Here is a 22,856-nt window from a genome sequence, read left to right as displayed (position 1 = left end):
CCGGACGGTCGTAGCGTCCCGTCCATGACCAAGGGACACGCGTTCGTGCTGGGGGCGTCGGGACAGGTGGGGCGGGCGGCCGTGCGGGCCCTCGTCGCGGACGGCTGGGAGGTGACGGCCGCCTCGCGGGGTGGCAGGAGGGACGACGGGTGGCCGGAGGAGGTCCGGTCGGTGCGGCTCGACCGGAACGAGGAGGGGGCGCTCGCGGCCGGGATCGGTGACGGCTGCGACGTGCTCGTGGACATCGTGGCGTACGACCGGCGGCACGCCCGGCAGTTGGCGGGGCTCGCCGGCCGGATCGGCTCGGCGGTGGTGGTGTCGAGCGGCGCCGTCTACGAGGACGACCGGGGGCGCAGCTTCGACACCCAGGACGAGCCGGACGGATTCCCCGCCTATCCGGTGCCGATCCCGGAGGAGTGGCCGACGGTCGCGCCGGGCGACACCACGTACGGCACGCGGAAGATCGCCCTGGAGCGGGAGTTGCTGGCGGCGGGCGGGGCGCTGCCGACGACGCTGCTGCGGGCGGGCGCGATCCACGGGCCGTACTGCCCGGGGCCGCGCGAGCTGTGGTTCGTGAAGCGGGCGCTCGACGGGCGGCCGGTGCGCGTCCTGGCGTACGGCGGGAGGTCGCGGTTCCATCCGGCGCACGTGGACAACCTCGCGGAGCTGATCAGGCTGGCGGCGGCGAGGCCGGGGAGCCGGGTGCTCAACGGCGCCGACCCGCAGGCGCCGACGGTGGCGGAGATCGGGGCCGCGGTCGACGCGGTCCTGGGCGTGGAGAGCGAGCGGGTGCTGATCGAGGGACCGCCGGAGGGGCCCGGGGGCCTGGTGGGGCTCACGCCGTGGACCGCGGAGCATCCGATCGTCTACGACATGGCGGCGGCGGAGCGGGAGTTGGGGTACCGGCCGGTGGTGTCGTACGCCGACTCGCTGCCGGAGACGGTGGAGTGGCTGGCCGGGCGGGTGCGGGAGCGGGAGTGGCGGGAGGCGTTCCCGGGCCTCGCGAAGTACGGGGTGGACTGGTTCGACTACGCGGCGGAGGACGCCTGGCTCGCGGCGCGCGGGTGACGCCGGGGGTGGAGGGAAGGGCGGGCTGCCCTTCCCTCCACCCCCGTGCCCGTGCCGTTACGGCTGCGGGGTGGCGTGCGGGGCGCAGGTCTGGTCCCTGGCGTCCAGCTTCCCGGTCAGCAGGTAGGCCTCGACCTTGGTGTTGAGGCACGGGTTGACCAGGCCGGTGACGCCGTGCGAACCGGCGTCCCGCTCCGTGATCAGGCGCGAGCCCTTGAAGCGCTTGTGCAGTTCGACGGCGCCGGTGTACGGGGTGGCGGCGTCGCGCTCGGCCTGGGCGATGAGCACCGGCGGCAGGCCCCGGTGGGTCTTCACCTCGACCGGCCGCTGGCGCGGGGCCGCCCAGGTGGCGCAGGGCAGGTTCATCCAGGCGTTGGCCCAGGTCATGAACGGGTACTTCCGGTGGAGGCGGGTGTTGTCCCGGTCCCACTTCTGCCAGCTGGTCGGCCAGGGGGCGTCGGCGCACTCGACGGCGGTGTAGACGGCGTTGCCGTTCTCCGAGGCGATGTTGCCGGCCGTGTCGGTGAGGTCGGCGGCGGCCGAGTCGATCAGCGGCTGCGGGTCGCCGGCGGCGTACGCGCTCCAGGCCTCCGCGACCGGGGCCCACATGGAGTCGTAATAGGGCGCGTTCTGGAAGAAGCCGATGAGTTCGGCCGGTCCGACCTTGCCGCCGAGCGGGTTCTTCTTGGCGGCGGCGCGCAGGACGTCCCACTGCTTGCGGACCTCGGTGTAGCTGTCGCCGAGGTGGTAGGTGGCGTCGTGCCGGGCCACCCAGGTCATCCAGTCCTTGAGCCGGCCCTCGAAGGCGATGTCCTGGTCGAGGTTGGCCTCGTACCAGATCTTGTCCCGGGACGGGTCGACGACGCTGTCGAGGACCATGCGGCGGACGTGGGTGGGGAAGAGGGTCCCGTAGACCGCGCCGAGGTAGGTGCCGTAGGAGACGCCGACGAAGTTGAGCTTCTTCTCGCCGAGGGCGGCGCGGATGACGTCGAGGTCGCGGGCGCTGTTGGGCGTGGTCATGAAGGGCAGCATCGCGCTGCTCTTCTCGGCGCAGCCCTTGGCGTACTCGGCGGCGAGCTTGCGCTGGGCGCGCTTGTCTGCCTCGTCGTCGGGGACCGGGTCGGCCTTGGGGCCCTTGACGAACTCGGTCGGGTCGACGCAGGAGATGGGGGCCGAGTGGCCGACGCCGCGCGGGTCGAAGCCGACGAAGTCGTAGGCCTTGGCGGCCCCCGCCCAGATGGCGTTCTTGGTGGTGACGCGGCGCGGGAAGCGCAGGCCGGAGGCGCCGGGGCCGCCGGGGTTGTAGAGCAGGGCGCCCTGGCGCTCGGCGGGGGTGCCGGTGGAGTTGACGCGGTCCACGGCGAGCTTGATCTTCTTGCCGTTGGGCTTGGCGTAGTCGACGGGGACGGTGACCCAGCCGCACTGGATCGGCTTCTCCAGGCCCCAGTCGGCCGGACAGTCCTGCCAGTCGACGCCCGTGGCGGCGGCGCGGGCGGCGGCGACGGCGACGCCGAGGGATTCGGCGTCGCGGTGGTCGCGGTCGCTGTGGGCGCTCGCCGCCGGAGCCGCGAGCGCGCCCGCGACGAGCGTGCCCGCTATCAGGGTGCCGGCCGAACCGAGCACTGTCGTACGTCTCATGGGTCCTCCCCCGGGGATGGCGCCGTTTCCCGTGGTGGCGCCGGGTTTCGGTGGTCCAGGGGATCCTTTCGTCCGTGGGGCCCACGGGGAAAGGGCGAACACCTGTTTCTTTGCCGAACCCATAACCGGTGAGCGGTGTACCGCTGAGCGGTGAACCCCCTCCGGTTCCGGCCGGGGAGCCTCCCGGTTCCGGCCGGTGGGGCTCAGAACGGGGCGAGGGCGTCCAGGGCGGTGTCGAGGAGGCGGCGCAGGATCAGGGCGTCCGGGGCCACGGCGGTGACGAGGGCGGCGGGGCCCGCGAGCGGGGCGATCACCGCGTGTTCCCCGAGCAGCCGGGTCTCCACCGGTTTCTCCGCGAACGCCGGGTCGACGACGAGGAGTTGCCCGGTGGCCCGGTGGCCGCCGAGGACCGCGCCGCCGTCCCAGCCGCCGGGGGCGCCGGGGCCGAAGGACAGCTCCTGGTCGAGCAGGGGGCGCCCGGCGCGGCGGACGGTGAGCCGGGTGGCGAGGGTGCCGGGCGGTTCGCCGTGCCGCCCGAGGACCTGCTCCTCGCGCAGGACGAGCCGCGCGGTGGGGGCGAGTTCGACCGTGGTGCGCATCCGCAGGTGCGAGCCGTGGACGGAGACCACCTGCTCGGGCAGCCAGCGGAGCACGCCGTCGTCGGCGACGTCGATCCGGACGTCGTACGCGGCGGGGTCGGCGCTCCGGCCCGGCAGGGCGAGGGTGGCGGCGGCCGAGTCGACCAGGAGCCGGGCCCCGGCCCGTACCCCGGTCTCGATCGCGAGTCGGTCGCCGCCGAGCGGGGCGCTCATCGCCCCGACGACGGTGACCCGGGTGTACGGCTCCGGTGCCCGGGTGCGGCGCAGGGCGAGGGGGCCGTCGCTCACCAGGAGCGGCAGCCCGCCGTCGGCGTCGGCGGCGATCCGGGCGGTGGCGCGCAGGCTCACGCGGTCCATGCCGCGAGCCGGGACCGGACCCAGTCGGCGACGGGGCCGACGCCCTCCGCCGAGCGCAGGGAGGTGAAGAGGACGGGCAGTTCGCCGCGCTGCTCCTCGGCGTCGCGGGCCATCCGCTCCAGGTCGGAGCCGACGTACGGGGCGAGGTCGGTCTTGTTGACGACGAGGAGGTCGGCGGTGGTGACGCCGGGGCCGCCCTTGCGCGGGATGTCGTCGCCGCCGGCGACGTCGATGACGAAGACCTGGGCGTCGACGAGGCCCCGGGAGAAGGTGGCGGTGAGGTTGTCGCCGCCGGACTCGACGAGGATGAGGTCGAGCGGTCCGACGGCGTCCTCCAGCTCCTCGACGGCTTCGAGGTTGGCGGAGATGTCGTCGCGGATGGCGGTGTGCGGACAGGCGCCGGTCTCCACGGCCCGGATGCGCTCGGGCGGCAGGACGGCCTCGCGGAGCAGGAACTCGGCGTCCTCGCGGGTGTAGATGTCGTTGGTGACGACGGCGAGGGAGAGGGTGTCGCGCAGGGCGCGGCAGAGGGCGGCGACGGTGGCGGTCTTGCCGGAGCCGACCGGCCCGCCGAGTCCGACGCGCAGGGCGCGGCGGGTGCCGTCGGGGCGGTGGGCGTCGGCGGAGACGGCGCCGTGGTGGGTGTGGGCGTGGCCGAGGTGCATGGGGCGGCTCCGGGGTGGTCGTGTCACGGGAGGGGGACGTGCTGTCGGGGTCGGGTCGTGGGGGGTGTCGGGGCGTCAGGACGCGAAGAGGCGGACCGGCCAGGACGCGTGCTGTTCGGCGGTGAGGTCGAGCAGGGGCGCGGAGGCGGCCGGCAGGGCGTCCACGCCCTCCCGGGCGGCCGCCGCCGCCCGCTCGGCCACGTCGTCCATCTCGGGTGCGAGGCGGGCGAGGACGGCGGTGGCCCGGTAGGGGTCGAGGCCGAGGAGGCGCACCACCGCGGTCGCGGGGCCGCCGACCGTCTCGTACGCGACGCAGTGCGCCGCGTCCCCGGGGCCGAGTCCGGCGGCGCGGGCGGCGGCGCCGAGGACGACGGGCTGGTGGGCGCCGCGCGGGAAGGCCGCCGCGAGGGCGTCGAGTTCGGGGTCCGGCCAAGCGGCGCGGGCGGCCCGCATCATCTGGCGGCCGAGCCTGCGGGCGGCGGCGCGCAGGGCGGGCGAGGGGGTGCGGGCGTCGGCCGCCGCGTCGAGCGCGTGCGGGTCGAGTCCGTGCGCGGCTCCGGCGGCGAGTCCCGCGGAGGTGAGGCCCGTGGTGTGCAGGCGCCCCCGGCAGAAGGCCTCCAGGTCGTCGGCGTCCTTGATCCGGCCGGCCTTGACGGCGGCCTCGGCGCCGCCGGAGTGGGCGTGCCCGCCGGCGGGGAAGCGCCCGTCGGCGAGCACGAGGAGGGCCGATCGCGCCCCCGGTCGCACCCCCATCAGAAGAGGAAGTAGCGCTGGGCCATGGGCAGTTCGGCGGCGGGGGCCGGTTCGACCGCCTCGCCGTCGATGGTCACCGTGAAGGTGTCCGCGTCGACCTCGACCCGGGGCAGCGCGTCGTTCTCGCGCATGTCGGCCTTGGTGACCCTTCGGGTGTTGCCGATGGCGGTGAACTCCTTGTTCACGCCCAGACGTCGCGGCAGGTCGTCCTCGATCGCCGCCTCCGCGACGAAGTTGAACGAGCCGGCCGCCGCGGCCTTGCCGAGCGCGCCGAACATCGGGCGCGGCAGGACCGGCTGGGGCGTGGGGATGGAGGCGTTGGCGTCGCCCATCTGCGCGTACGCGATCTGGCCGCCCTTGAGGACGACGAGCGGCTTCACGCCGAAGAAGGCGGGCTCCCAGAGCACCAGGTCCGCGAGCTTCCCGGGCTCGACGGAGCCGATGAGGTGGTCCATGCCCTGAGCGGCGGCCGGGTTGATCGTGTACTTGGCGACGTAGCGGCGCGCCCGGTGGTTGTCGGCGCGGCCGTCGCCGGGCAGGGCGCCGCGCCGCTTCTTCATGACGTGGGCGGTCTGCCAGGTCCGCATGACCACCTCGCCGATCCGGCCCATGGCCTGGGAGTCGGAGGAGATGATCGAGATGGCGCCGAGGTCGTGCAGGACGTCCTCGGCGGCGATGGTGGAGGGCCGGATGCGGGACTCCGCGAAGGCGAGGTCCTCGGGGACGGCCGGGTTGAGGTGGTGACAGACCATCAGCATGTCGAGGTGTTCCTCGATGGTGTTGACGGTGTGCGGCCGGGTCGGGTTGGTGGAGCTGGGCAGGACGTACGGCTCGGAGACGACCGTGATGATGTCGGGGGCGTGCCCGCCGCCGGCGCCCTCGGTGTGGTACGCGTGGACGGTGCGGCCTGCGATGGCGGCGAGGGTGTCGCCGACGAAGCCCGCCTCGTTCAGGGTGTCGGTGTGGATGGCGAGCTGGGCGCCGGTCTCCTCGCAGACGTCCAGGCAGGTGTCGATGACGGCCGGGGTGGCGCCCCAGTCCTCGTGGATCTTGAATCCGAGGGCTCCGCCGCGCAGTTGGGAGTGCATGGCCTCGCGGGACATGGTGTTGCCCTTGCCGAGGAGGCCGATGTTGACCGGGAAGGTGTCCAGGGCCTCGAACATCCGGGCCAGGTGCCAGGGTCCGGGGGTGATCGTGGTCGCCTTGGTGCCCTCGGCGGGTCCGGTGCCGCCGCCGACGAGGGTGGTGACGCCGGTGGCGAGGGCCTGCTCGACGACGGTCGGCGAGATGAAGTGGACGTGGGCGTCGACGGCTCCGGCGGTGACGATCCGCCCGTTGCCGACGACGATCTCGGTCTCGGGGCCGATCACGAGGTCGGGGTGGACGCCGTCCATGGTGTCGGGGTTGCCGGCCTTGCCGAGGGCGGTGATCCGCCCGTCGCGGATGCCGATGTCGGCCTTGACGATCCCCCAGTGGTCGATGACCACGGCGCCGGTGATCACGGTGTCGGGGGCGCCCTCGGCGCGGGTGGTGCGGGCCTGTCCCATGGACTCGCGGACGACCTTGCCGCCGCCGAAGACGGCCTCCTCGCCGGCCCGGCCGGGGCCGCCGCAGCGGTCCTCCTCGATCTCCACGAGGAGGTCGGTGTCGGCGAGGCGGATCCGGTCGCCGGTGGTGGGGCCGAACAGGTCGGCGTAGACGGAGCGGTGCAGCTCAGGCACGGGGGCCTCCGTCCGTGCCGGTGTCCGCGCCGGGTGCGGCCGCGCGGCCGGCGTCGAGCGGGCCGGCGGTCTCGCCGCGCAGTCCGGGCACGATCCGGCGGCCGGCGATCGGGACGAGCTCGACCTCGACGGGGATGCCGGGCTCGAAGCGGACGGCGGTCCCGGCGGCGATGTGCAGCCGCCGTCCGCGCGCGGCGGCGCGGTCGAACTCCAGGCCGGGGTTGACCTCGGCGAAGTGGTAGTGGGAGCCGACCTGGACGGGCCGGTCGGCGGCGTTGAGCACGGTGAGGCGGGTGACGGGGCGCCCCTCGTTGAGGGCGACGGGGCCGTCCGCGTACAGGATCTCTCCGGGGATCATCGGCGGCGCCCGTTCAGACGATGGGGTCGTGGACGGTGACGAGCTTGGTGCCGTCCGGGAAGGTGGCCTCGACCTGGACGTCGTGGATCATCTCGGGGATGCCCTCCATGACGTCGTCGCGGGTGAGCACCTTGCGGCCGGAGGCCATCAGCTCGGCGACGGTCCGGCCGTCGCGGGCGCCCTCCAGGATGTGGGAGGTCAGGAGGGCGACGGCCTCGGGGTGGTTGAGCCGTACGCCCCGGGCCCTGCGCTTCTCGGCCACGTCCGCCGCCACATGGATGAGCAGGCGTTCCTGCTCGTGCGGGCTCAGTTGCACTCTTCCACCTCACAGTCGTCGACCGGGACGGCACCCGGACAGCTGCGGACCCTACCGACCGTCAACACTCTGTTGAACTGCCTGGATGCGGCCCGCGGCGAGACATTGCACGTTAGGGCGGAAGTTTTTCCGGCTCGTTAACTCCGGCTTTGCGTTCTCATGATCATCCGACCGATGACACCCGCGCGGGCCTCCTAGGGGGCGCCGGGCTCGCGGTGGCGGGCGGCGAGGCCGAAGCGCCCCTGTTCGCCGGGAGCGGAGTCGAGGGAGTGGAAGCCGGAGACCGAGCGGATCACCCGCTCCTCCTCCTGCTGCGCCGCCCCTTCGAGTACGTCCAGGTCAGCGGCGGACACCAGGGCGACGAGGGGCTTCCCGTGGCGGGTGACGACGACGCGTTCACCGCCGTACACGACGCGGTTGATGAGGTCCGCGAGCTCGGCTCGCGCTTGCGTCACCGGGATCTCGTAGGTCATGCTCCTCATCTTACGGCCTGTACGTCCTGTACATTTTTTACAGATGGAGGCGCCCGCCATGGATGCGCGACACGTCCTGCCCGAGTTCACGGAGCGGACCGGCTCCGGCACCCGGACCCTCGATCCGTACACGAAGCTGCTGGAGTCCCGGATCGTCCTCCTCGGCACCCGGGTCGACGAGATCTCGTCCAACGACGTGATCACCCAGCTCCTGTACCTGGAGTACGCGGCGCCCGAGCAGGACATCGCGCTCTACATCAACTCCCCCGGCGGCTCCGTCACCTCCATGACCGCCATCCACGACACGATCCGGACGCTCGCCTGCGACGTGGCGACCACCTGTCTGGGCCAGGCCGCCTCCACCGCCGCCGTCCTGCTCGCCGCCGGCACCCCGGGCAAGCGGACGATGCTCCCCGGCGCCCGCGTCACGCTCCGGCAGCCCGCCGTGGAGGAGCCCCTGCGCGGGCAGCCGAGCGACCTCGACGTCCAGGCCCGCGAACTGCTCCGCCAGCGCGCCCTGATGGCCGGGCTGCTCGCCGGGCACACCGGACGGAGCAGCGAGCGGGTCGAGGCCGACCTCGACCGCCTCACGGTCCTGGACGCCCCGGCCGCGGTCGAGTACGGGCTCGTGGACCACGTGATCACGAGCCGGCGCGCCGCGGCCGGCGGCACGGCGCGGTGAGCGGACCGTGGTTCCCGAGCCGCCGCCGCTGCCGGCCCTGACCCGGGCCGAGGGCGAGCTGATCGACGCGTACCTCGCGGTCGTCGACCTCCTGGGAAAGATCAATCCATCCAGAAGTACGCATACCTATGGGGCCTTGAGGGCGGCTCAGGCCCTGGTGGGACGCGCGGAGGAGCTGCGCGAGGCGCTGGCGCTCATGCACGCGCGGGGCGAGAGCGAGGTCCACGCGGACACCCTGGCGCGCGCCCTGCGGGTGTTGGACGGGGAGCGGCGGGCCGGCCGGGTCACGCTCCCCCGGACATGACGGAGTTGACATTCCGGCATGTCGTGTCGAGGGCCGGACGGCCGACACCCCCCACCGGAACGACTCGTCCGTTCGGTTGAGTCGACGAGTCGACATATGGCTCGGGCGAGTTGCGCACGGGGGGTACACATCTGGCGGAATCGGGCGTTCCTTTGCTGGTGCGGGGCCCGCCGGCCAAACCTCCAACAATCACGAAAGCATCCTGTCCACCCGAATGGATCAGTCGTGAGGACTCTCACATAACGCCGTTTCCACTCGGATTTCGACCAGGCTGTGGGGCAAGATCCCTGCCGACGACAAGCCCCCGCCATCCGAGGCGGGGCGGTCTGGGCGGACGCCGAGTCCTGCCGCCGTCCCGGACGCCTGGTCGACAGGATTGGATCGGCAGGAGTGGAGGACCCGAGCAGTACGGGCCGTACGCGCTGTTTCCGCAGCGGGGCCGGCCCTTGGGGTGAAGCCGCAACCGCGGCCGGGCATCTTCGCCTGCCCGAACCCGACAGGTCATCCTTCACAGGCGGCTGACGAAGGGTTGCGCATGACTGCGCAGATGTACGTCCCGTCCCTGCTGTCCCGGGCCGGAGCCGTCTCGGCTCTCACCCTCGCCGCCGTCGGCGGCACGCTGTTCGCGCCGGGCGCGGCACCGGAGGCACAGGCGGCGACCGCACACGCGAACAAGGCGCTGAGCGTCGCCGCCGCCAAGAAGGGGGCGCCCTACCGCTACGGGGCCACGGGACCCTCACGGTTCGACTGCTCGGGCCTGACGCTCTACGCGTACAAGCAGGCGGGCAAGTCGCTGCCCCGCACCGCGCAGCAGCAGTACAACAAGACGAGCCGCGTCTCCGCCGGCAGCAGACAGCAGGGCGACCTGGTCTTCTTCCACTCCGGCGGGAAGGTCTACCACGTGGGCATCTACGCCGGGAGCGGCAAGATCTGGCACTCGCCCAAGACGGGCTCCTGGGTGAAGCTCGACAAGATCTGGACCTCGAAGGTCTCCTACGGACGCGTCCGGTGACCCCGCCCGGGCGCTGAGCGGGCGCCGGAGGAGAGGCCGGGGAGTGCGGTGGCGCCGCCGCACCCGAACCGTCTCCGCCGGACCGGCCACGACCCGCCGCATCGGCCCCGCCCCACAGCCCCGGCCACGACCCGCCGGACCGTCTCTAACAGACCACCGGCGCGGCCGCCTTCCACGGCAGGGTGATGCCGACCGTCTTGCCGCCGTCCGGGGTCGGGGTCACCGAGAGGCGGCCGCCGGACTCCGCCGCCAGGGAACGGATGATGACCATGCCGCGCCCGTTGTCCTGCTGGACCGCCGCGGGGAGGCGGCGGGGCAGGCGCGGATGGCTGTCCGTGACGCCGACGTGGAGCTGTTCCCCGCGCTCCAGGCGGACGTCGACCGTGAAGGTGGGCGACTGGCCGAAGGTGTGCAGGACGGCGTTGGTGGCCAGTTCCGAGACGATCAGACGGACCGCGTCCGCCTGGTCGGAGAGTTCGTCGAGGCCCCAGCCGGTGAGGACCTCCGCGACGTACCGCCGGGCGGTGGGGACCGAGGCGGGCTCGCTCGGCAGGGTGACGGTTGCTTCCTGATGGTCTGCCATGGAGACTCTGTCCCTTTCCCGCCGGGGCCGCTGCCCCGGATAGCACTGCGCGTCAGAGCCCCACCGATGGTGCCGCGCCGTACCGGGTTCCACCAGGGCGGAACCGCCTCTGTCGCCCGAAGCGGTGAACCGTACGAACGGTGAACGCCCCCGCCCCGGCCCTCAGGCGGCGGGCGCGGTCCGCAGGACCGTCTCCACCGCGCGGCCGATCTGCGCGTCCGTCAGGTCGGCGCGGGCCGTCAGGCGCAGGCGCGAGACGCCGTCGGGGACGGACGGGGGCCGGAAGCAGCCGACCGCCAGGCCCTGTTCCCGGCAGTCCGCCGCCCAGCGCAGCGCCGCCTCCGGGGAGGGGGCGCGGACCGAGACCACGGCCGCGTCGGGCCGGGCCGCGGTCAGACCGGCCGCGGTCAGCCGCTCGTACAGGGTGGTGGCGACGGTGCGGACCCGCTCGGCGAGCCCCGGTTCGGCGGCGATCAGCCGCAGGCTCGCGAGGGCGCCGCCGACGGCGGCCGGGGCGAGGCCGGTGTCGAAGATGAAGGTGCGGGCGGCGTTCACCAGGTGCTCGATCACCCGGGCCGGGCCGAGGACCGCGCCGCCCTGGCTGCCCAGGGACTTGGAGAGGGTCAGGGTGGCGACCACGTCCTCGTCGCCCGCGAGCCCGGCGCCGTGCGGCGCGCCCCGGCCCCCGTCGCCGAGGACGCCGAAGCCGTGGGCGTCGTCCACGACGAGACCGGCGCCGTGCGCGCGGCAGGCGGCGGCGAACTCCGCGAGCGGGGCCCGGTCGCCGTCGACGGAGAAGACGGAGTCGCTGACGACGAGGGCCCGGCGCCCGGGGTGCGCCTCCAGGGTCTTCCGTACGGCCTCGGGGTCGGCGTGCGGGACGACGGCGGTCTCGGCGCGCGCCAGGCGGCAGCCGTCCACCAGGGAGGCGTGGTTGGCGGCGTCCGAGACGATCAGGGAGTCCCGGCCGCCGAGCGCGGTGAGCACGGCGAGGTTGGCGGTGTAGCCGGAGGAGAAGACGAGGGCCGCCTCGAAGCCGCAGAAGGCGGCGAGTTCGCGCTCCAGATCGGTGTGGAGCAGGGTGGTGCCGGTGACGAGCCGGGAGCCGGTGGAGCCGGCGCCCCAGCGCCGGGCCGCCTCGGCCGCCGCCCCGGTGACCTCGGGCCTGCGGGTGAGGCCGAGGTAGTCGTTGCCCGCCAGGTCGAGGAGGTCCGACTCGGCCGCCCGGGGCCGCAGCGTACGGACGAGGCCGGCGTCGGCCCGGCGGCGCGCCTCGGCCCCGGTCCAGTCGAACGCGGTGCGGCGCGGGCCCGCGGCCCGTGTGTCGTCGGCCTGTGGCATGCGGGATCCTCCGTCGGCGCCTCCGGCCGTCCGGCCGGTGCCTTTTGTAGGCAGCGCACAGACCCTAACCGGAGGAGACCGGGATCGTGGTGTGGTCATCCACACACCCCGAACGGCGCCGTTTGTTCGGATCCTCCTTGGCCCGGAGGCGGGCGGTAGGCCAGGATCAGCGGTTATGGACCTGCTGAACACGCTGGTGGAGAAGGGGCTGCGGCGCGAGCCGCCGACCCGTGAAGAAGCGCTCGCCGTCCTGGCGACCTCCGACGACGAACTGCTCGATGTGGTGGCCGCGGCCGGCAAGGTGCGCCGTCAGTGGTTCGGGCGGCGGGTGAAGCTCAACTACCTGGTCAACCTGAAGTCCGGCCTGTGCCCCGAGGACTGCTCGTACTGTTCGCAGCGGCTCGGCTCCAAGGCGGAGATCCTCAAGTACACCTGGCTGAAGCCGGACGAGGCCTCGAAGGCGGCCGCGGCGGGCGTCGCGGGCGGCGCCAAGCGGGTCTGCCTGGTGGCGAGCGGACGCGGTCCGACGGACCGGGACGTCGAGCGCGTCGGCAGGACCATCGAGGCCATCAAGGAGGAGAACGAGGGCGTCGAGGTGTGCGCCTGCCTCGGTCTGCTCTCGGACGGCCAGGCGGAGCGGCTGCGGGAGGCCGGCGCCGACGCGTACAACCACAACCTGAACACCTCCGAGGCGACGTACGGCGGGATCACCAAGACCCACACGTACGCCGACCGGGTGGACACCGTGCAGAAGGCGCACGCCGCCGGGCTCTCGGCCTGCTCGGGCCTGATCGCGGGCATGGGCGAGGCCGACGAGGACCTGGTCGACGTCGTGTACGCGCTGCGGGAGCTGGGCTCGGACTCGGTGCCGGTCAACTTCCTCATCCCCTTCGAGGGCACCCCGCTCGCCAAGGAGTGGAACCTGACTCCGCAGCGCTGCCTGCGGATCCTGGCGATGGTGCGGTTCGTCTGCCCCGACGTCGAGGTGCGGATCGCCGGCGGCCGCGAGGTGCACCTGCGCTCGATGCAGCCGCTCGCGCTGCACATCGCGAACTCGATCTTCCTGGGCGACTACCTGACCAGCGAGGGCCAGGCCGGTCAGGCCGACCTGGACATGATCGCGGACGCGGGCTTCGAGGTGGAGGGCGCGGGCACGCCCACGCTGCCCGCCCACCGCGCGGACGCGCTCGCGGCGGCCGGCGGCGGCTGCGGTTCGGGCGCGGGCGCGGAGGCCGGTGGCGGGTGCGGCTCGGGCACTCCGGCGGCGGAGGGCGGCGCGGGCTGCGGCTCGCACTCCGGCGGCGGCTGCGGTCCGTGCGGCGGACACGCCCCGGTCCCGGAGCCCGCCGAGGCGCCGGCCGCCGAGGCCGGGCCGGGCGGCGCCCGGACCGATCTGGTGGCGGTGCGCCGCCGGGGAGCCGGGACGGACCTCGCGCCGAATGCGTAACGACGAGCTCCTCGCCCTGGACCGGGCGCACGTCTGGCACCCGTACGGCCCCATGCCGGGCCGCACGGACCCGCTGGTCGTCGCGTCCGCGTCCGGGGTGCGCCTCCGGCTCGCCGAACCCGCCGAGGGGCGGGACGAGTTGATCGACGGCATGTCCTCGTGGTGGTCGGCGGTGCACGGCTACAACCACCCCGTCCTCAACGAGGCGGTGCGCGGCCAGCTCGACCGGATGAGCCACGTCATGTTCGGCGGGCTCACCCACGAGCCGGCCGTCCGCCTCGCGAGCCGGCTCGTGGAGATCACCCCCGAGCCGCTGCGGCACGTCTTCCTCAGCGACTCGGGCTCGGTCTCCGTCGAGGTGGCGGTCAAGATGTGCCTGCAGTACTGGCGTTCGCTCGGCCGCCCGGAGAAGCGGCGGCTCTTCACCTGGCGCGGCGGCTACCACGGGGACACCTGGCAGCCGATGTCGGTGTGCGACCCCGAGGGCGGGATGCACGAGCTGTGGACCGGGGTCCTCCAGCCGCAGGTCTTCACGGACGCCCCGCCGGCCGCGTACGAGGAGTCGTACGCCGAGCTGCTGCGGACCGCGATCGGGCGGCACGCGCACGAGCTGGCCGCGGTGGTCGTGGAGCCGGTGGTGCAGGGCGCGGGCGGGATGCGCTTCCACGACCCGGCGTATCTGCGGGTGCTGCGGGAGGCCTGCGACGAGCACGGCGTGCTGCTGGTGTTCGACGAGATCGCGACCGGGTTCGGGCGCACGGGCACGCTGTTCGCGGCCGACGCGGCCGGGGTCTCCCCCGACGTGATGTGCGTGGGCAAGGCGCTGACGGGCGGTTACCTGTCGATGGCCGCGACGCTCTGCACGGGCCGGGTGGCCGACGGGATCTCGCGGGGCGAGGTGCCGGTCCTGGCGCACGGGCCGACCTTCATGGGCAACCCGCTGGCCTCGGCGGTGGCTCTGGCCTCGATCGACCTGCTGCTCTCGCAGGACTGGCAGGTCGAGGTCAAGCGGATCGAGGCCGGGCTGCGCGAGGGGCTCGCCCCGGCCGCGGACCTGCCGGGCGTGCGGGAGGTGCGGGTGCTCGGCGCGATCGGGGTCGTCCAGCTCGACCACGGGGTCGACATGGCGGCGGCGACGCGCGCGGCGGTCCGGGAGGGCGTGTGGCTGCGCCCGTTCCGGGACCTGATCTACACGATGCCGCCGTACGTGACGGGCGACGAGGACGTGGCCCGGATCTGCGCGGCGGTACGGGCCGCCGCGGCGGCGGGCTGAACGGAAGAAGGATGGAGCGGGCAGTGGGAATCGTCGTCGTCAGCGGCACCGGGACCGAGATCGGCAAGACGGTCGTGACCGCGGCGGTCGCCGCGGCGGCGACCGCCGCCGGGCGGTCGGTCGCGGTCCTGAAGCCCGCGCAGACGGGTGTCGGACCGGACGAGCGGGGTGACGCGGACGAGGTCGTACGGCTCTCGGGCGCGGCCGCCTCGGCCGAGCTGGGCCGCTTCCCGGAGCCGCTGGCCCCGGGGACGGCCGCCCGGCGGGCCGGTCTCGCGCCCGTCGGGCCCGGGGAGGTCGCCGAGGCCGCCCGGAAGCTGGCCGCCGAGCACGACCTGGTGCTCGTGGAGGGGGCGGGCGGGCTGCTCGTCCGCTTCGACGGGGAGGGCGGCACGCTCGCGGACGCGGCGGCGCTGCTCGGCGCGCCGGTCCTGGTGGTGGCCCCGGCCGGGCTCGGGACGCTCAACTCGACGTCCCTGACGGCCGAGGCGCTGCGGGCGCGCGGGATCGAGCAGCTCGGCGTGGTGGTCGGCAGCTGGCCGGCCGCGCCGGACCTGGCGGCCCGCTGCAACCTGGCCGACCTGCCGGAGGCGGCGGGCGCGCCGCTGCTCGGAGCCGTGCCGGAGGGCTCGGGGACCCTGTCCCCGGCGGAGTTCCGGGCGGCGGCGGGCGGCTGGCTGGCCCCGGCCCTGGGCGGGACGTGGGACGCGGAGGCGTTCACGGAGACGCACGCGGAGCCTTACGGGGGCTGACCGGCGGGTCGGGGCGGGGGCGGTGCGAAGGGGTGCGGGGCGACCGGGCCCCCGGCCGTCGGCCGTCGGCCGTGCGAAGGAGCCCGGGCCGGCGGGACTCCGACCACCGGCCGCATGAAGAGGCGCGGGGCGGCCAGCGCCCCGGCCCGTCGTCCGGCCCCGGACCGCGCGGCTTCGTAGGCTGGACGTACGCGCGTCCAGGCACGAGGAGTCCCCGATGTCGTCTCCGCGGTCGGCGCCCGGCGGTCCGCCCCGGGTGCACCACCCCCTCTTCGCCCGCTTCTACGCCCGGTTCAGCGTCTCCGCCGAGACGCGGGGCGGGCTCGGGGCCCTGCGGGCCGAGCTGCTCGCCGGGCTCGCCGGACGGGTCGTCGAGGTCGGGGCGGGAAACGGGCTGAACTTCGGGCACTACCCGGTCGGGGTCACGGAGGTCGTGGCCGTCGAGCCGGAGGACCGGCTGCGCCGGCTGGCCGAGCGGGCCGCGCGGCGGGCCGCCGTTCCGGTGACCGTGGTGCCGGGGACGGCCGAGGCGCTGCCGGCGGAGGACGGCGCCTTCGACGCGGCGGTGGTCTCCCTGGTCCTGTGCACGGTACGGGACGTGCCGGCGGCCCTCGCGGAGCTGCGCCGGGTCCTGCGCCCGGACGGCGAGCTGCGCTTCTTCGAGCACGGGGCGGCGGACACGCCGGGGCTCGCGCGGGTGCAGCGGGGCCTCGACCGCACGGTGTGGCCGCTGCTCTTCGGCGGCTGCCACACCTCCCGCGACCCGCTGGCGGAGATCGGGAGGGCCGGGTTCGCCCTCGGCCCGTACCGCTCCTTCGACGTCCCGGGGAGCGGGCCCCGGCTGCCGTCCTCCCCCTGCGTCCTGGGCACGGCGCGGCGGTGAGGCGGCACCGTCCCGCTCCCCGGAACCTCCTGGCACGGCCGGAGGTTCCCGTGATGGGATCCGGCCATGATCGATCTGCAGATACGTGCCGCCACCGTCGACGAGGCCGAAACCGTTCTGGCCTTCTGGCGGGAGTCCGCCGAGGGGACGTCGATATCGGACGACGTGCCCGGGGTCGCCCGGCTCGTCGAGCGCGATCCGGAGGCCCTGCTCCTCGCCCTGGCCGACGGGCGGATCGTGGGGTCCGTGATCGCCGGCTGGGACGGCTGGCGCGCCTCCCTCTACCGGCTGGCCGTCCTGCCCGCGTACCGGCGCCGGGGGATCTCCACCGCGCTCCTGCGGGCGGCCGAGGAGCGGTTCGCCGCGCTCGGCGGACGGCGCGCGGACGCCATGGTCCTGGAGGCGAACGGAACGGGACGGATGGTGTGGGCGGCTGCCGGGTACGAGCGCGAGGACCGCTGGCGCCGCTGGGTGAAGCCGCTCGCGAAGTGAGGAGGGCAAGGGTGATCAGCAGCCCGCTTTGCCTGTCCTTTACCATGGTCCCCCACATTCCGACGACCGAAAGGTGTGAGCGTCCGCCCATGGGCGAGCCTCCCAGTAGCACTGGTTCCGAAAGACTCGAAAGCTCCGGCTCCGGCCGCCGACGCCGAGCGATCCTCCTCCCGCCGCGTGATCATGGGACGGAGGTGAACCGATGACCGAAGTGCTCCTGCTCCTCCTCGCGCTCCTGCTCTCCCTCGCGTGCGGCGCCTTCGTCGCGGCCGAGTTCTCGCTGACCACGGTCGAGCGCGGCGAGCTCGAGGCCGCGGCGAAGCGCGGCGAGCGCGGCGCGGCGGGCGCGCTGAAGGCCGTCAGGTCGCTGACGTTCCAGCTCTCCGGCGCCCAGCTCGGCATCACCGTCACCAACCTGGTGGTCGGCATGCTGGCCGAGCCGTCGATCGCCGCGCTGATCAAGGGCCCGGTCGAGGCCCTCGGCCTCTCCGCCGCGGTGGCCTCCTCGGTGGCCCTGGTCCTGGGCACCGCCCTGTCGACCGTGGTCCTGATGGTGGTCGGCGAGCTGGTCCCCAAGAACTGGGCCATCTCCTCGCCGCTCGCCGTGGCGAAGGTCGTGGCCACCCCGCAGCGCGTGTTCACGGCCGCCTTCAAGCCGCTGATCAGCCACCTCAACAACACCGCGAACCGGATCCTGCGCCGGCTCGGCATGGAGCCGACCGAGGAGCTGGCCTCCGCGCGCTCCCCGCAGGAGCTGGTGGCCCTCGCCCGGCACTCCGCGAAGGAGGGGGCCCTGGAGGCGGACACGGCCGAGCTGTTCGTCCGCACCCTCAACCTGGCGGAGCTGACCGCCGAGAACGTGATGACGCCCCGCGTGCAGGTCACCGCCCTGGACGTGCAGGCCACCGCCGAGGACGTGGCGAACGCGACCCGTGCGACCGGCCTGTCCCGCTTCCCGGTCTACCGGGACAGCCTGGACGCGGTCGTCGGCATCGCCCACATCAAGGACGTCCTCGCCATACCGGCCGCCGAGCGGTACCGCCGCCCGATCGGCGAGATGCTGCGCGAGCCGCTGCTCGTCCCCGAGACGCTGACCGTCGACAAGCTCCTCGACCGGCTGTCCGGGAAGCAGACGATGGCGGTCGTCATCGACGAGTACGGCGGTACGGCCGGGGTCGTCACCCTGGAGGACATCGTCGAGGAGGTCGTCGGCGAGGTGCGCGACGAGCACGACCCGCACGAGACCCCCGACCTGGCACGGGCCGGCGAGGACGCGGACGGGCGCGCGCTGTGGTCCGCCGACGGCGCGGCCCGCACCGACCAGCTCGGCGCGATCGGCCTGAAGGTGCCGGACGGCCCGTACGAGACGCTCGCGGGCTTCGTCGCCCACGAGCTGGGCCGCATCCCGGCCGTCGGCGACGGCGTGGAGCTGGCCGGCTGGCGGCTCGACGTCGTGGACGCCTCGGGCCGGCGCGCGGCCCGCGTGCTGCTGCACGAGCCCGTGCACGCCGTCGAGGACGAGACCGGGGAGGCCGGCCGATGATCGCGATCCAGTTGCTGATCGGCCTGCTCACCCTGGTCGTCAACGCCTTCTTCGTCGGCGCCGAGTTCGCCCTGATCTCGGTCCGCCGCAGCCAGATCGAGCCCCTGGCCGAGGCCGGGGACAAGCGGGCGCGCAGTGTCGTCTGGGGCCTGGAGCACGTCTCCGCGATGCTCGCGGCGGCCCAGCTCGGCATCACGCTCTGCACCCTGGTCCTCGGCATCGTCGCCGAGCCGGCCATCGCGCACCTGCTCGAACCGGTCTTCGACGCGGTCGGCGTCCCGCACGGTCTGGTGCACCCGATCTCGTTCGTGATCGCCCTGTCGCTCGCGACGTACCTGCACATGCTGCTCGGCGAGATGGTGCCGAAGAACATCGCGCTCGCCGAGCCGACGCGCTCCGCGCTGCTCCTCGGGCCGCCCCTGGTGACGCTCGCGCGGGCGCTGCGGCCGGTGATCTTCACGGTCAACGCCTTCGCGAACACCCTGCTCAAGCTGTTGCGGGTGGAGGTCAAGGACGAGGTCTCCGCGACCTTCTCGGACGACGAGCTGGCCCGCCTGGTCACCGACGCCGGTGATGCCGGACTCCTGGACGACCGGGCCGCCGAGCGGCTGCACGACGCCCTGGAGCTGGGCCGGCGTCCCGTGCGGGACGTGGTGATGCCGGCGGAGAAGGTGGTGTCCACCCCGGTCGGCACCACCCCGGAGGAGCTGGAGGCGCTGTCGGCGCGGACCGGGTTCTCCCGCTTCCCCGTGGTCGACCCCGAGCGGCACATCCTGGGCTATCTGCACGTCAAGGACGCCCTGGACATCGTCCCGCGCGACCTGCCGTTCCCGGTGACGTCGCTGCGGCCGATCGCCCGGGTGCGGGCGGACACGCCGCTGGACGACGTCCTGACCGCGATGCGCCGCAGCCGGACGCACCTGGCGGCGGTGCTCGACGAGAACGACCGGCCGGCCGGTCTCGTGGCGATGGAGGACGTGCTGCGCGAGCTGGTGGGGCGCCCCGCGGCGTCGTGACCGGTCCGTGGAAGCGGAAACAGAAGGGCCCCGGGATCCGTCCCGGGGCCCTTCGGGCTTCGTTCAGGGCGCGGTGGCGGCCAGCCAGTCGTCCAGGAGGCCCCGGTCGCCGGTGTGCGCGAAGCACGGCTCCTCGGCCCCGTACCGGTGGTGCAGCAGGAGCAGCAGCTCCCCGGCGTCCGCCTCGACGGCGGCGGTCGGCTCGGCGCCGCCGCTCCCCCGGGTCCAGGTGAAGCCGCCCCCGCCGAGGGCGAGGGTCCAGACGGCGCCGGCGTCGCGGGCGGTGAGGCGCAGGACCGTCCCGTCCCGGCCGAGCCGGGAGACCGGCTCGGCGATCCGGGCGATGTACGGGGCGTCGGTCAGGAAGTGGTCGACGGCGTCCGCGGCCGTGCCGGGGTCGAGGGGGCCGGTCTTCCCGTCGACGGCGAGTTCGGCGTCGGCGAGGTGGACCAGGGTCTCGAAGAGCACGTGGCGGGGGTAGTGGCGGACGTGCGGGTCGGCGCCCGGGGACCAGACGGGGGCGTCCGGGTCGGCGTCGCGGGCGGTGGCGGCGAACCGCTCGGCGCCGGCGACGAGCCAGTCGGCGTACGCGGCGGGGTCGGCCGGCGGGTCGAGGGGGAGGTCCTCCGCGAGGACGCGGACGGCGGAGCGGGTCCGTACGAGGTGCTCGGCCCAGCGGTGGACGGCGCCGACGTGCCGGGCGAGGTCCGCGAGGGTCCGGTCGGGGCGGCCGGGGACGGGGGTGTCGGGGTCGGCGTCGCGGACGACGGCGGCGAGGCGCCGGGTGTGGTCCAGGGCGGCGTCGCAGGCGGCGGCGTGGGTGTCCTCGGTGAGGCCGAAGCCCTCGGAGACCTTGAGCAGCCCGTCCCGCCGGGGGCCCTCGGGCTCACGCAGGGCGGCCGCGCGGAACAGCCCGTCGAGGGTCCGCCGGTCGGCTGCCGTGAGCCCGGCGAGGGTGTGTCCGGTGGACTCCAGCCACTTCACCGCCGTGTCGGGGTCGAGGACGTCCTCGTCGGAGTTCTCGACCGCCGTCACCAGTCCGGCCAGGGCCTCGGCCAGGGCGCTCAGGAGCGCGTCGCTCATCGGGTTTCCCCTCCCGGGTTCTCCACGGCATGCCTCGCATACCGCGCGGTATGATCGCTCCGCCATGGAGATCAATGCCACGTACAACAGTTTCGTCGCCCTCGGCGACAGCTTCACCGAGGGTATGTCGGACCTGAGGCCCGACGGTTCCTACGGCGGCTGGGCCGACGCCCTCGCGGGCCGTCTCGCCACCCGCTCCCCCGGCTTCCGCTACGCGAACCTCGCCGTGCGCGGGAAGCTCATCGGACAGATCGTCGAGGAGCAAGTCGGCCCGGCCGCAACGATGGAGGCCGATGTCGTCACCCTCGTCGGCGGCCTCAACGACACCCTCCGGCCCAAGGTCGACATGGTCCGGGTGAGGGACCTCCTCACCGAGGCAGTGGAACGCCTCACACCCGCCTGCGGACAGCTCGTCCTGATGCGCAGCCCCGGCCGGAACGGGCCCGTCATGGAGCGCTTCCGGCCCCGGATGGAGGAGCTCTTCGCCCACATCGACGCGCTCGCCGCCCGGCACGGCGCCCTGGTCGTCGACCTGTACGGGGCGCCGTCGCTCGGCGACCCCCGCCTCTGGGACGTGGACCGGCTCCACCTGACGGCCGAGGGGCACCGGCGGGTCGCCGAGGCCGTGTGGCAGGCCCTCGGCCTGGAGCCCGAGGAGGACTGGCGCACCCCGCTGCCGCCGACCGCGCGCCCGCGCTGGGCGAGCCGGCGGCTCGCGGACGCCCGCTTCGCCAGGCAGCACCTGGGCCCCTGGATCGGCCGGCGCCTGACCGGCCGCTCCTCCGGCGACGGCCGCGCGCCCAAGCGCCCGGAGCTGCTTCCGTACGCGCCCTCGGTGCCCGTCCGGGCCGAGCGGCCGTGACCCGCGTCTCGTAGCAAGCTCCACATCGGACGGCGGCGCCGACCTGCAGAAACCGCCAGGTAAACTCTGCCCACGTGACTGCTGTGACTGCGAAGCCCCGCATCCCCAACGTTCTGGCCGGCCGCTACGCCTCCGCGGAGCTCGCCGTCCTCTGGTCCCCCGAGCAGAAGGTGAAGCTGGAGCGGCAGCTGTGGCTCGCCGTGCTGCGTGCGCAGAAGGACCTCGGGATCGAGGTTCCGGAGGAGGCCCTCGCCGACTACGAGCGCGTCCTCGACCAGGTCGACCTCGGCTCCATCGCCGAGCGCGAGAAGGTCACCCGGCACGACGTGAAGGCCCGCATCGAGGAGTTCAACGCCCTCGCCGGTCACGAGCACGTCCACAAGGGCATGACCTCGCGCGACCTCACCGAGAACGTCGAGCAGCTCCAGATCCGGCTCTCCCTGGAGCTGATGCGGGACCGCACGGTCGCCGTCCTCGCCCGCCTGGGCAGGCTCTCCGCCGAGTACGCCGAGCTGGTCGTGGCCGGCCGCTCGCACAACGTCGCCGCCCAGGCGACCACCCTCGGCAAGCGGTTCGCGACGGCGGCGGACGAGCTGCTCGTGGCGTACGCGCGCCTGGAGGAGCTGCTCGGCCGCTACCCGCTGCGCGGCATCAAGGGCCCGGTCGGCACCGCGCAGGACATGCTCGACCTGCTCGGCGGCGACGCCGGCAAGCTGGCCGACCTGGAGCGCCGGATCGCCGGCCACCTCGGCTTCGCGCACGCCTTCACCTCGGTCGGCCAGGTCTACCCGCGCTCGCTCGACTACGACGTGGTCACCACCCTGGTCCAGCTGGCCGCCGCGCCGTCCTCGACCGCCAAGACGATCCGTCTGATGGCGGGCCACGAGCTGGTCACCGAGGGCTTCAAGCCCGGCCAGGTCGGCTCCTCGGCGATGCCGCACAAGATGAACACCCGCTCCTGCGAGCGCGTCAACGGCCTCATGGTCATCCTGCGCGGCTACGCCTCGATGACCGGCGAGCTGGCCGGCGACCAGTGGAACGAGGGCGACGTGTCCTGCTCCGTGGTCCGCCGGGTCGCGCTGCCGGACGCCTTCTTCGCCCTGGACGGCCTCCTGGAGACCTTCCTGACCGTGCTCGACGAGTTCGGCGCCTTCCCGGCCGTCGTCGCCCGCGAGCTGGACCGCTACCTGCCCTTCCTGGCGACCACCAAGGTCCTCATGGGCGCCGTGCGCGCCGGGGTCGGCCGCGAGGTCGCCCACGAGGCCATCAAGGAGAACGCCGTGGCCTCCGCGCTCGCCATGCGCGAGCAGGGCGCCGAGCGCAACGAGCTGCTCGACAAGCTGGCCGCCGACGAGCGCATCCCGCTGGACCGGGCGCAGCTCGACGAGCTGATGGCGGACAAGCTGTCCTTCACGGGCGCCGCCGCCGGCCAGGTCGCCACCGTGGTCTCCCGCGTCGACGAGATCGTGAAGCAGCACCCGGAGGCCGCCGCCTACACCCCCGGGGCGATCCTCTGACGCCCTCTCCCCGGTTCACCCGGCAGGAGCTGGAGGCGGCGGGGGGGCCCCGCGGGGCGGCCGGGGGGGGGGGCGGGCGGGCCGGGGGGGGGTGGGGGGGGAGCCCCCGGGGGGGGGA

The 22,856-nt window shown here is 74.2% G+C and carries 24 protein-coding genes and 1 riboswitch; of the genes, 13 read left to right on the top strand and 11 right to left on the bottom strand.

All coding sequences use genetic code 11. From position 1 onward, the window contains the following. Positions 1 to 24 precede the first annotated feature (24 nt). A complete protein-coding gene (locus tag ACWGSR_RS25240; RefSeq protein WP_453569180.1) occupies positions 25 to 1,068 on the top strand; it encodes an NAD-dependent epimerase/dehydratase family protein in 1,044 nt (347 codons plus the stop codon). Positions 1,069 to 1,125: 57 nt separating this feature from the next. Here ACWGSR_RS25240 and ACWGSR_RS25235 read toward each other — a convergent pair whose 3' ends face one another. The 8 genes from ACWGSR_RS25235 to ACWGSR_RS25200 form a co-directional block, all read right to left on the bottom strand. Further along, a complete protein-coding gene (locus tag ACWGSR_RS25235) occupies positions 1,126 to 2,706 on the bottom strand; it encodes an alpha/beta hydrolase (protein WP_453569178.1) in 1,581 nt (526 codons plus the stop codon). Between the two features lie 203 nt (positions 2,707 to 2,909). Next, on the bottom strand, positions 2,910 to 3,653 hold the full coding sequence (locus ACWGSR_RS25230; protein ID WP_453569329.1) for an urease accessory protein UreD: 744 nt from the start codon (positions 3,651 to 3,653) through the stop codon (positions 2,910 to 2,912). Beyond that, on the bottom strand, positions 3,650 to 4,327 hold the full coding sequence (gene ureG / locus ACWGSR_RS25225) for an urease accessory protein UreG (protein WP_376234368.1): 678 nt from the start codon (positions 4,325 to 4,327) through the stop codon (positions 3,650 to 3,652). The genes ACWGSR_RS25230 and ureG overlap by 4 nt, the downstream gene beginning before the upstream one ends. Before the next feature lie 75 nt (positions 4,328 to 4,402). Next, positions 4,403 to 5,080, bottom strand: coding sequence for an urease accessory protein UreF (locus tag ACWGSR_RS25220; RefSeq protein WP_453569176.1), 678 nt, complete (start codon positions 5,078 to 5,080; stop codon positions 4,403 to 4,405). Beyond that, on the bottom strand, positions 5,080 to 6,801 hold the full coding sequence (locus ACWGSR_RS25215; RefSeq protein ID WP_376234363.1) for an urease subunit alpha: 1,722 nt from the start codon (positions 6,799 to 6,801) through the stop codon (positions 5,080 to 5,082). Before ACWGSR_RS25215 ends, ACWGSR_RS25220 begins: the two co-directional genes overlap by 1 nt. Then, on the bottom strand, positions 6,794 to 7,159 hold the full coding sequence (locus ACWGSR_RS25210; RefSeq protein ID WP_376234360.1) for an urease subunit beta: 366 nt from the start codon (positions 7,157 to 7,159) through the stop codon (positions 6,794 to 6,796). The genes ACWGSR_RS25215 and ACWGSR_RS25210 overlap by 8 nt, the downstream gene beginning before the upstream one ends. A gap of 13 nt (positions 7,160 to 7,172) precedes the next feature. Next, complete coding sequence (locus tag ACWGSR_RS25205; protein ID WP_030214289.1) at positions 7,173 to 7,475, bottom strand: urease subunit gamma; 303 nt, start codon at positions 7,473 to 7,475, stop codon at positions 7,173 to 7,175. A 194-nt stretch (positions 7,476 to 7,669) separates the two neighbouring features. Further along, a complete protein-coding gene (locus ACWGSR_RS25200) occupies positions 7,670 to 7,948 on the bottom strand; it encodes a type II toxin-antitoxin system Phd/YefM family antitoxin (protein WP_376234357.1) in 279 nt (92 codons plus the stop codon). A gap of 58 nt (positions 7,949 to 8,006) precedes the next feature. On the opposite strand from ACWGSR_RS25200, the gene ACWGSR_RS25195 reads away from it, so the two are divergent. The 3 genes from ACWGSR_RS25195 (at position 8,007) to ACWGSR_RS25185 (ending at position 9,946) form a co-directional block, all read left to right on the top strand. Continuing rightward, on the top strand, positions 8,007 to 8,630 hold the full coding sequence (locus ACWGSR_RS25195) for an ATP-dependent Clp protease proteolytic subunit (protein WP_376234355.1): 624 nt from the start codon (positions 8,007 to 8,009) through the stop codon (positions 8,628 to 8,630). 7 nt (positions 8,631 to 8,637) lie between these two features. Next, the gene (locus tag ACWGSR_RS25190; RefSeq protein ID WP_376234352.1) at positions 8,638 to 8,934 is read left to right on the top strand and encodes a hypothetical protein; all 297 of its coding nucleotides are present in this window, start codon (positions 8,638 to 8,640) and stop codon (positions 8,932 to 8,934) included. A 350-nt stretch (positions 8,935 to 9,284) separates the two neighbouring features. After that, a riboswitch (cyclic di-AMP (ydaO/yuaA leader) is annotated at positions 9,285 to 9,466 on the top strand. A 3-nt stretch (positions 9,467 to 9,469) separates the two neighbouring features. Further along, on the top strand, positions 9,470 to 9,946 hold the full coding sequence (locus ACWGSR_RS25185; RefSeq protein WP_376234350.1) for a C40 family peptidase: 477 nt from the start codon (positions 9,470 to 9,472) through the stop codon (positions 9,944 to 9,946). Positions 9,947 to 10,091: 145 nt separating this feature from the next. Here the strand turns inward: ACWGSR_RS25185 and ACWGSR_RS25180 are convergent, their stop codons facing one another. Next, positions 10,092 to 10,529: an ATP-binding protein gene (locus ACWGSR_RS25180; RefSeq protein ID WP_376234347.1), complete on the bottom strand. Its 438-nt coding sequence runs from the start codon at positions 10,527 to 10,529 to the stop codon at positions 10,092 to 10,094. 162 nt (positions 10,530 to 10,691) lie between these two features. Then, the gene (locus ACWGSR_RS25175; protein ID WP_453569171.1) at positions 10,692 to 11,870 is read right to left on the bottom strand and encodes an 8-amino-7-oxononanoate synthase; all 1,179 of its coding nucleotides are present in this window, start codon (positions 11,868 to 11,870) and stop codon (positions 10,692 to 10,694) included. Positions 11,871 to 12,045: 175 nt separating this feature from the next. Between ACWGSR_RS25175 and bioB the strand changes: the two genes are divergently transcribed. The 7 genes from bioB to ACWGSR_RS25140 all read left to right on the top strand — a co-directional run bounded on the left by bioB (position 12,046) and on the right by ACWGSR_RS25140 (position 19,276). Next, the gene (bioB, locus tag ACWGSR_RS25170; RefSeq protein ID WP_453569169.1) at positions 12,046 to 13,317 is read left to right on the top strand and encodes a biotin synthase BioB; all 1,272 of its coding nucleotides are present in this window, start codon (positions 12,046 to 12,048) and stop codon (positions 13,315 to 13,317) included. Then, the gene (locus tag ACWGSR_RS25165; RefSeq protein WP_376234339.1) at positions 13,310 to 14,590 is read left to right on the top strand and encodes an adenosylmethionine--8-amino-7-oxononanoate transaminase; all 1,281 of its coding nucleotides are present in this window, start codon (positions 13,310 to 13,312) and stop codon (positions 14,588 to 14,590) included. Before bioB ends, ACWGSR_RS25165 begins: the two co-directional genes overlap by 8 nt. Positions 14,591 to 14,601: 11 nt before the next feature. Beyond that, a complete protein-coding gene (gene bioD / locus ACWGSR_RS25160) occupies positions 14,602 to 15,342 on the top strand; it encodes a dethiobiotin synthase (RefSeq protein WP_376234337.1) in 741 nt (246 codons plus the stop codon). A gap of 217 nt (positions 15,343 to 15,559) precedes the next feature. Continuing rightward, complete coding sequence (locus tag ACWGSR_RS25155) at positions 15,560 to 16,225, top strand: class I SAM-dependent methyltransferase (protein ID WP_376234335.1); 666 nt, start codon at positions 15,560 to 15,562, stop codon at positions 16,223 to 16,225. A gap of 66 nt (positions 16,226 to 16,291) precedes the next feature. Then, entirely contained in the window at positions 16,292 to 16,717 is a 426-nt protein-coding gene (locus ACWGSR_RS25150) for a GNAT family N-acetyltransferase (protein WP_376234332.1), read from the top strand. Between the two features lie 202 nt (positions 16,718 to 16,919). Next, complete coding sequence (locus ACWGSR_RS25145) at positions 16,920 to 18,260, top strand: hemolysin family protein (RefSeq protein WP_453569166.1); 1,341 nt, start codon at positions 16,920 to 16,922, stop codon at positions 18,258 to 18,260. Next, positions 18,257 to 19,276, top strand: coding sequence for a hemolysin family protein (locus tag ACWGSR_RS25140; RefSeq protein ID WP_376234327.1), 1,020 nt, complete (start codon positions 18,257 to 18,259; stop codon positions 19,274 to 19,276). The genes ACWGSR_RS25145 and ACWGSR_RS25140 overlap by 4 nt, the downstream gene beginning before the upstream one ends. Before the next feature lie 63 nt (positions 19,277 to 19,339). On the opposite strand, the gene ACWGSR_RS25135 is transcribed toward ACWGSR_RS25140, so the two are convergent. After that, positions 19,340 to 20,359 (bottom strand): maleylpyruvate isomerase N-terminal domain-containing protein, encoded by a 1,020-nt coding sequence (locus ACWGSR_RS25135; protein ID WP_453569164.1) that lies wholly within the window; start codon positions 20,357 to 20,359, stop codon positions 19,340 to 19,342. Positions 20,360 to 20,423: 64 nt separating this feature from the next. Here ACWGSR_RS25135 and ACWGSR_RS25130 point away from each other — a divergent pair, with 64 nt between their 5' ends. Together ACWGSR_RS25130 and purB are read left to right on the top strand one after the other, a co-directional pair. After that, a complete protein-coding gene (locus tag ACWGSR_RS25130; protein WP_453569162.1) occupies positions 20,424 to 21,221 on the top strand; it encodes an SGNH/GDSL hydrolase family protein in 798 nt (265 codons plus the stop codon). Between the two features lie 74 nt (positions 21,222 to 21,295). Further along, positions 21,296 to 22,738: an adenylosuccinate lyase gene (gene purB, locus ACWGSR_RS25125; protein ID WP_453569160.1), complete on the top strand. Its 1,443-nt coding sequence runs from the start codon at positions 21,296 to 21,298 to the stop codon at positions 22,736 to 22,738. Positions 22,739 to 22,856 lie beyond the last annotated feature (118 nt).

It is taken from the genome of Streptomyces sp. NPDC055632, from assembly GCF_053618675.1.
Note: the sequence above shows the minus strand (reverse complement) of the source record. Positions and strands in the feature narration are given on the sequence as shown.

Excerpts from the sequence above, each read along its gene's own strand:
- ACWGSR_RS25240 (WP_453569180.1), top strand. The coding sequence starts at position 25 with ATGACCAAGGGACACGCGTTCGTGCTGGGGGCGTCGGGACAGGTGGGG.
- ACWGSR_RS25235 (WP_453569178.1), bottom strand. The coding sequence starts at position 2,706 with ATGAGACGTACGACAGTGCTCGGTTCGGCCGGCACCCTGATAGCGGGC.
- ureG (WP_376234368.1), bottom strand. The coding sequence starts at position 4,327 with ATGCACCTCGGCCACGCCCACACCCACCACGGCGCCGTCTCCGCCGAC.
- ACWGSR_RS25220 (WP_453569176.1), bottom strand. The coding sequence starts at position 5,080 with ATGGGGGTGCGACCGGGGGCGCGATCGGCCCTCCTCGTGCTCGCCGAC.
- ACWGSR_RS25210 (WP_376234360.1), bottom strand. The coding sequence starts at position 7,159 with ATGATCCCCGGAGAGATCCTGTACGCGGACGGCCCCGTCGCCCTCAAC.
- ACWGSR_RS25200 (WP_376234357.1), bottom strand. The coding sequence starts at position 7,948 with ATGACCTACGAGATCCCGGTGACGCAAGCGCGAGCCGAGCTCGCGGAC.
- ACWGSR_RS25195 (WP_376234355.1), top strand. The coding sequence starts at position 8,007 with ATGGATGCGCGACACGTCCTGCCCGAGTTCACGGAGCGGACCGGCTCC.
- ACWGSR_RS25185 (WP_376234350.1), top strand. The coding sequence starts at position 9,470 with ATGACTGCGCAGATGTACGTCCCGTCCCTGCTGTCCCGGGCCGGAGCC.
- ACWGSR_RS25180 (WP_376234347.1), bottom strand. The coding sequence starts at position 10,529 with ATGGCAGACCATCAGGAAGCAACCGTCACCCTGCCGAGCGAGCCCGCC.
- ACWGSR_RS25175 (WP_453569171.1), bottom strand. The coding sequence starts at position 11,870 with ATGCCACAGGCCGACGACACACGGGCCGCGGGCCCGCGCCGCACCGCG.
- bioB (WP_453569169.1), top strand. The coding sequence starts at position 12,046 with ATGGACCTGCTGAACACGCTGGTGGAGAAGGGGCTGCGGCGCGAGCCG.
- ACWGSR_RS25165 (WP_376234339.1), top strand. The coding sequence starts at position 13,310 with ATGCGTAACGACGAGCTCCTCGCCCTGGACCGGGCGCACGTCTGGCAC.
- bioD (WP_376234337.1), top strand. The coding sequence starts at position 14,602 with ATGGAGCGGGCAGTGGGAATCGTCGTCGTCAGCGGCACCGGGACCGAG.
- ACWGSR_RS25155 (WP_376234335.1), top strand. The coding sequence starts at position 15,560 with ATGTCGTCTCCGCGGTCGGCGCCCGGCGGTCCGCCCCGGGTGCACCAC.
- ACWGSR_RS25150 (WP_376234332.1), top strand. The coding sequence starts at position 16,292 with ATGATCGATCTGCAGATACGTGCCGCCACCGTCGACGAGGCCGAAACC.
- ACWGSR_RS25145 (WP_453569166.1), top strand. The coding sequence starts at position 16,920 with ATGACCGAAGTGCTCCTGCTCCTCCTCGCGCTCCTGCTCTCCCTCGCG.
- ACWGSR_RS25140 (WP_376234327.1), top strand. The coding sequence starts at position 18,257 with ATGATCGCGATCCAGTTGCTGATCGGCCTGCTCACCCTGGTCGTCAAC.
- ACWGSR_RS25135 (WP_453569164.1), bottom strand. The coding sequence starts at position 20,359 with ATGAGCGACGCGCTCCTGAGCGCCCTGGCCGAGGCCCTGGCCGGACTG.
- ACWGSR_RS25130 (WP_453569162.1), top strand. The coding sequence starts at position 20,424 with ATGGAGATCAATGCCACGTACAACAGTTTCGTCGCCCTCGGCGACAGC.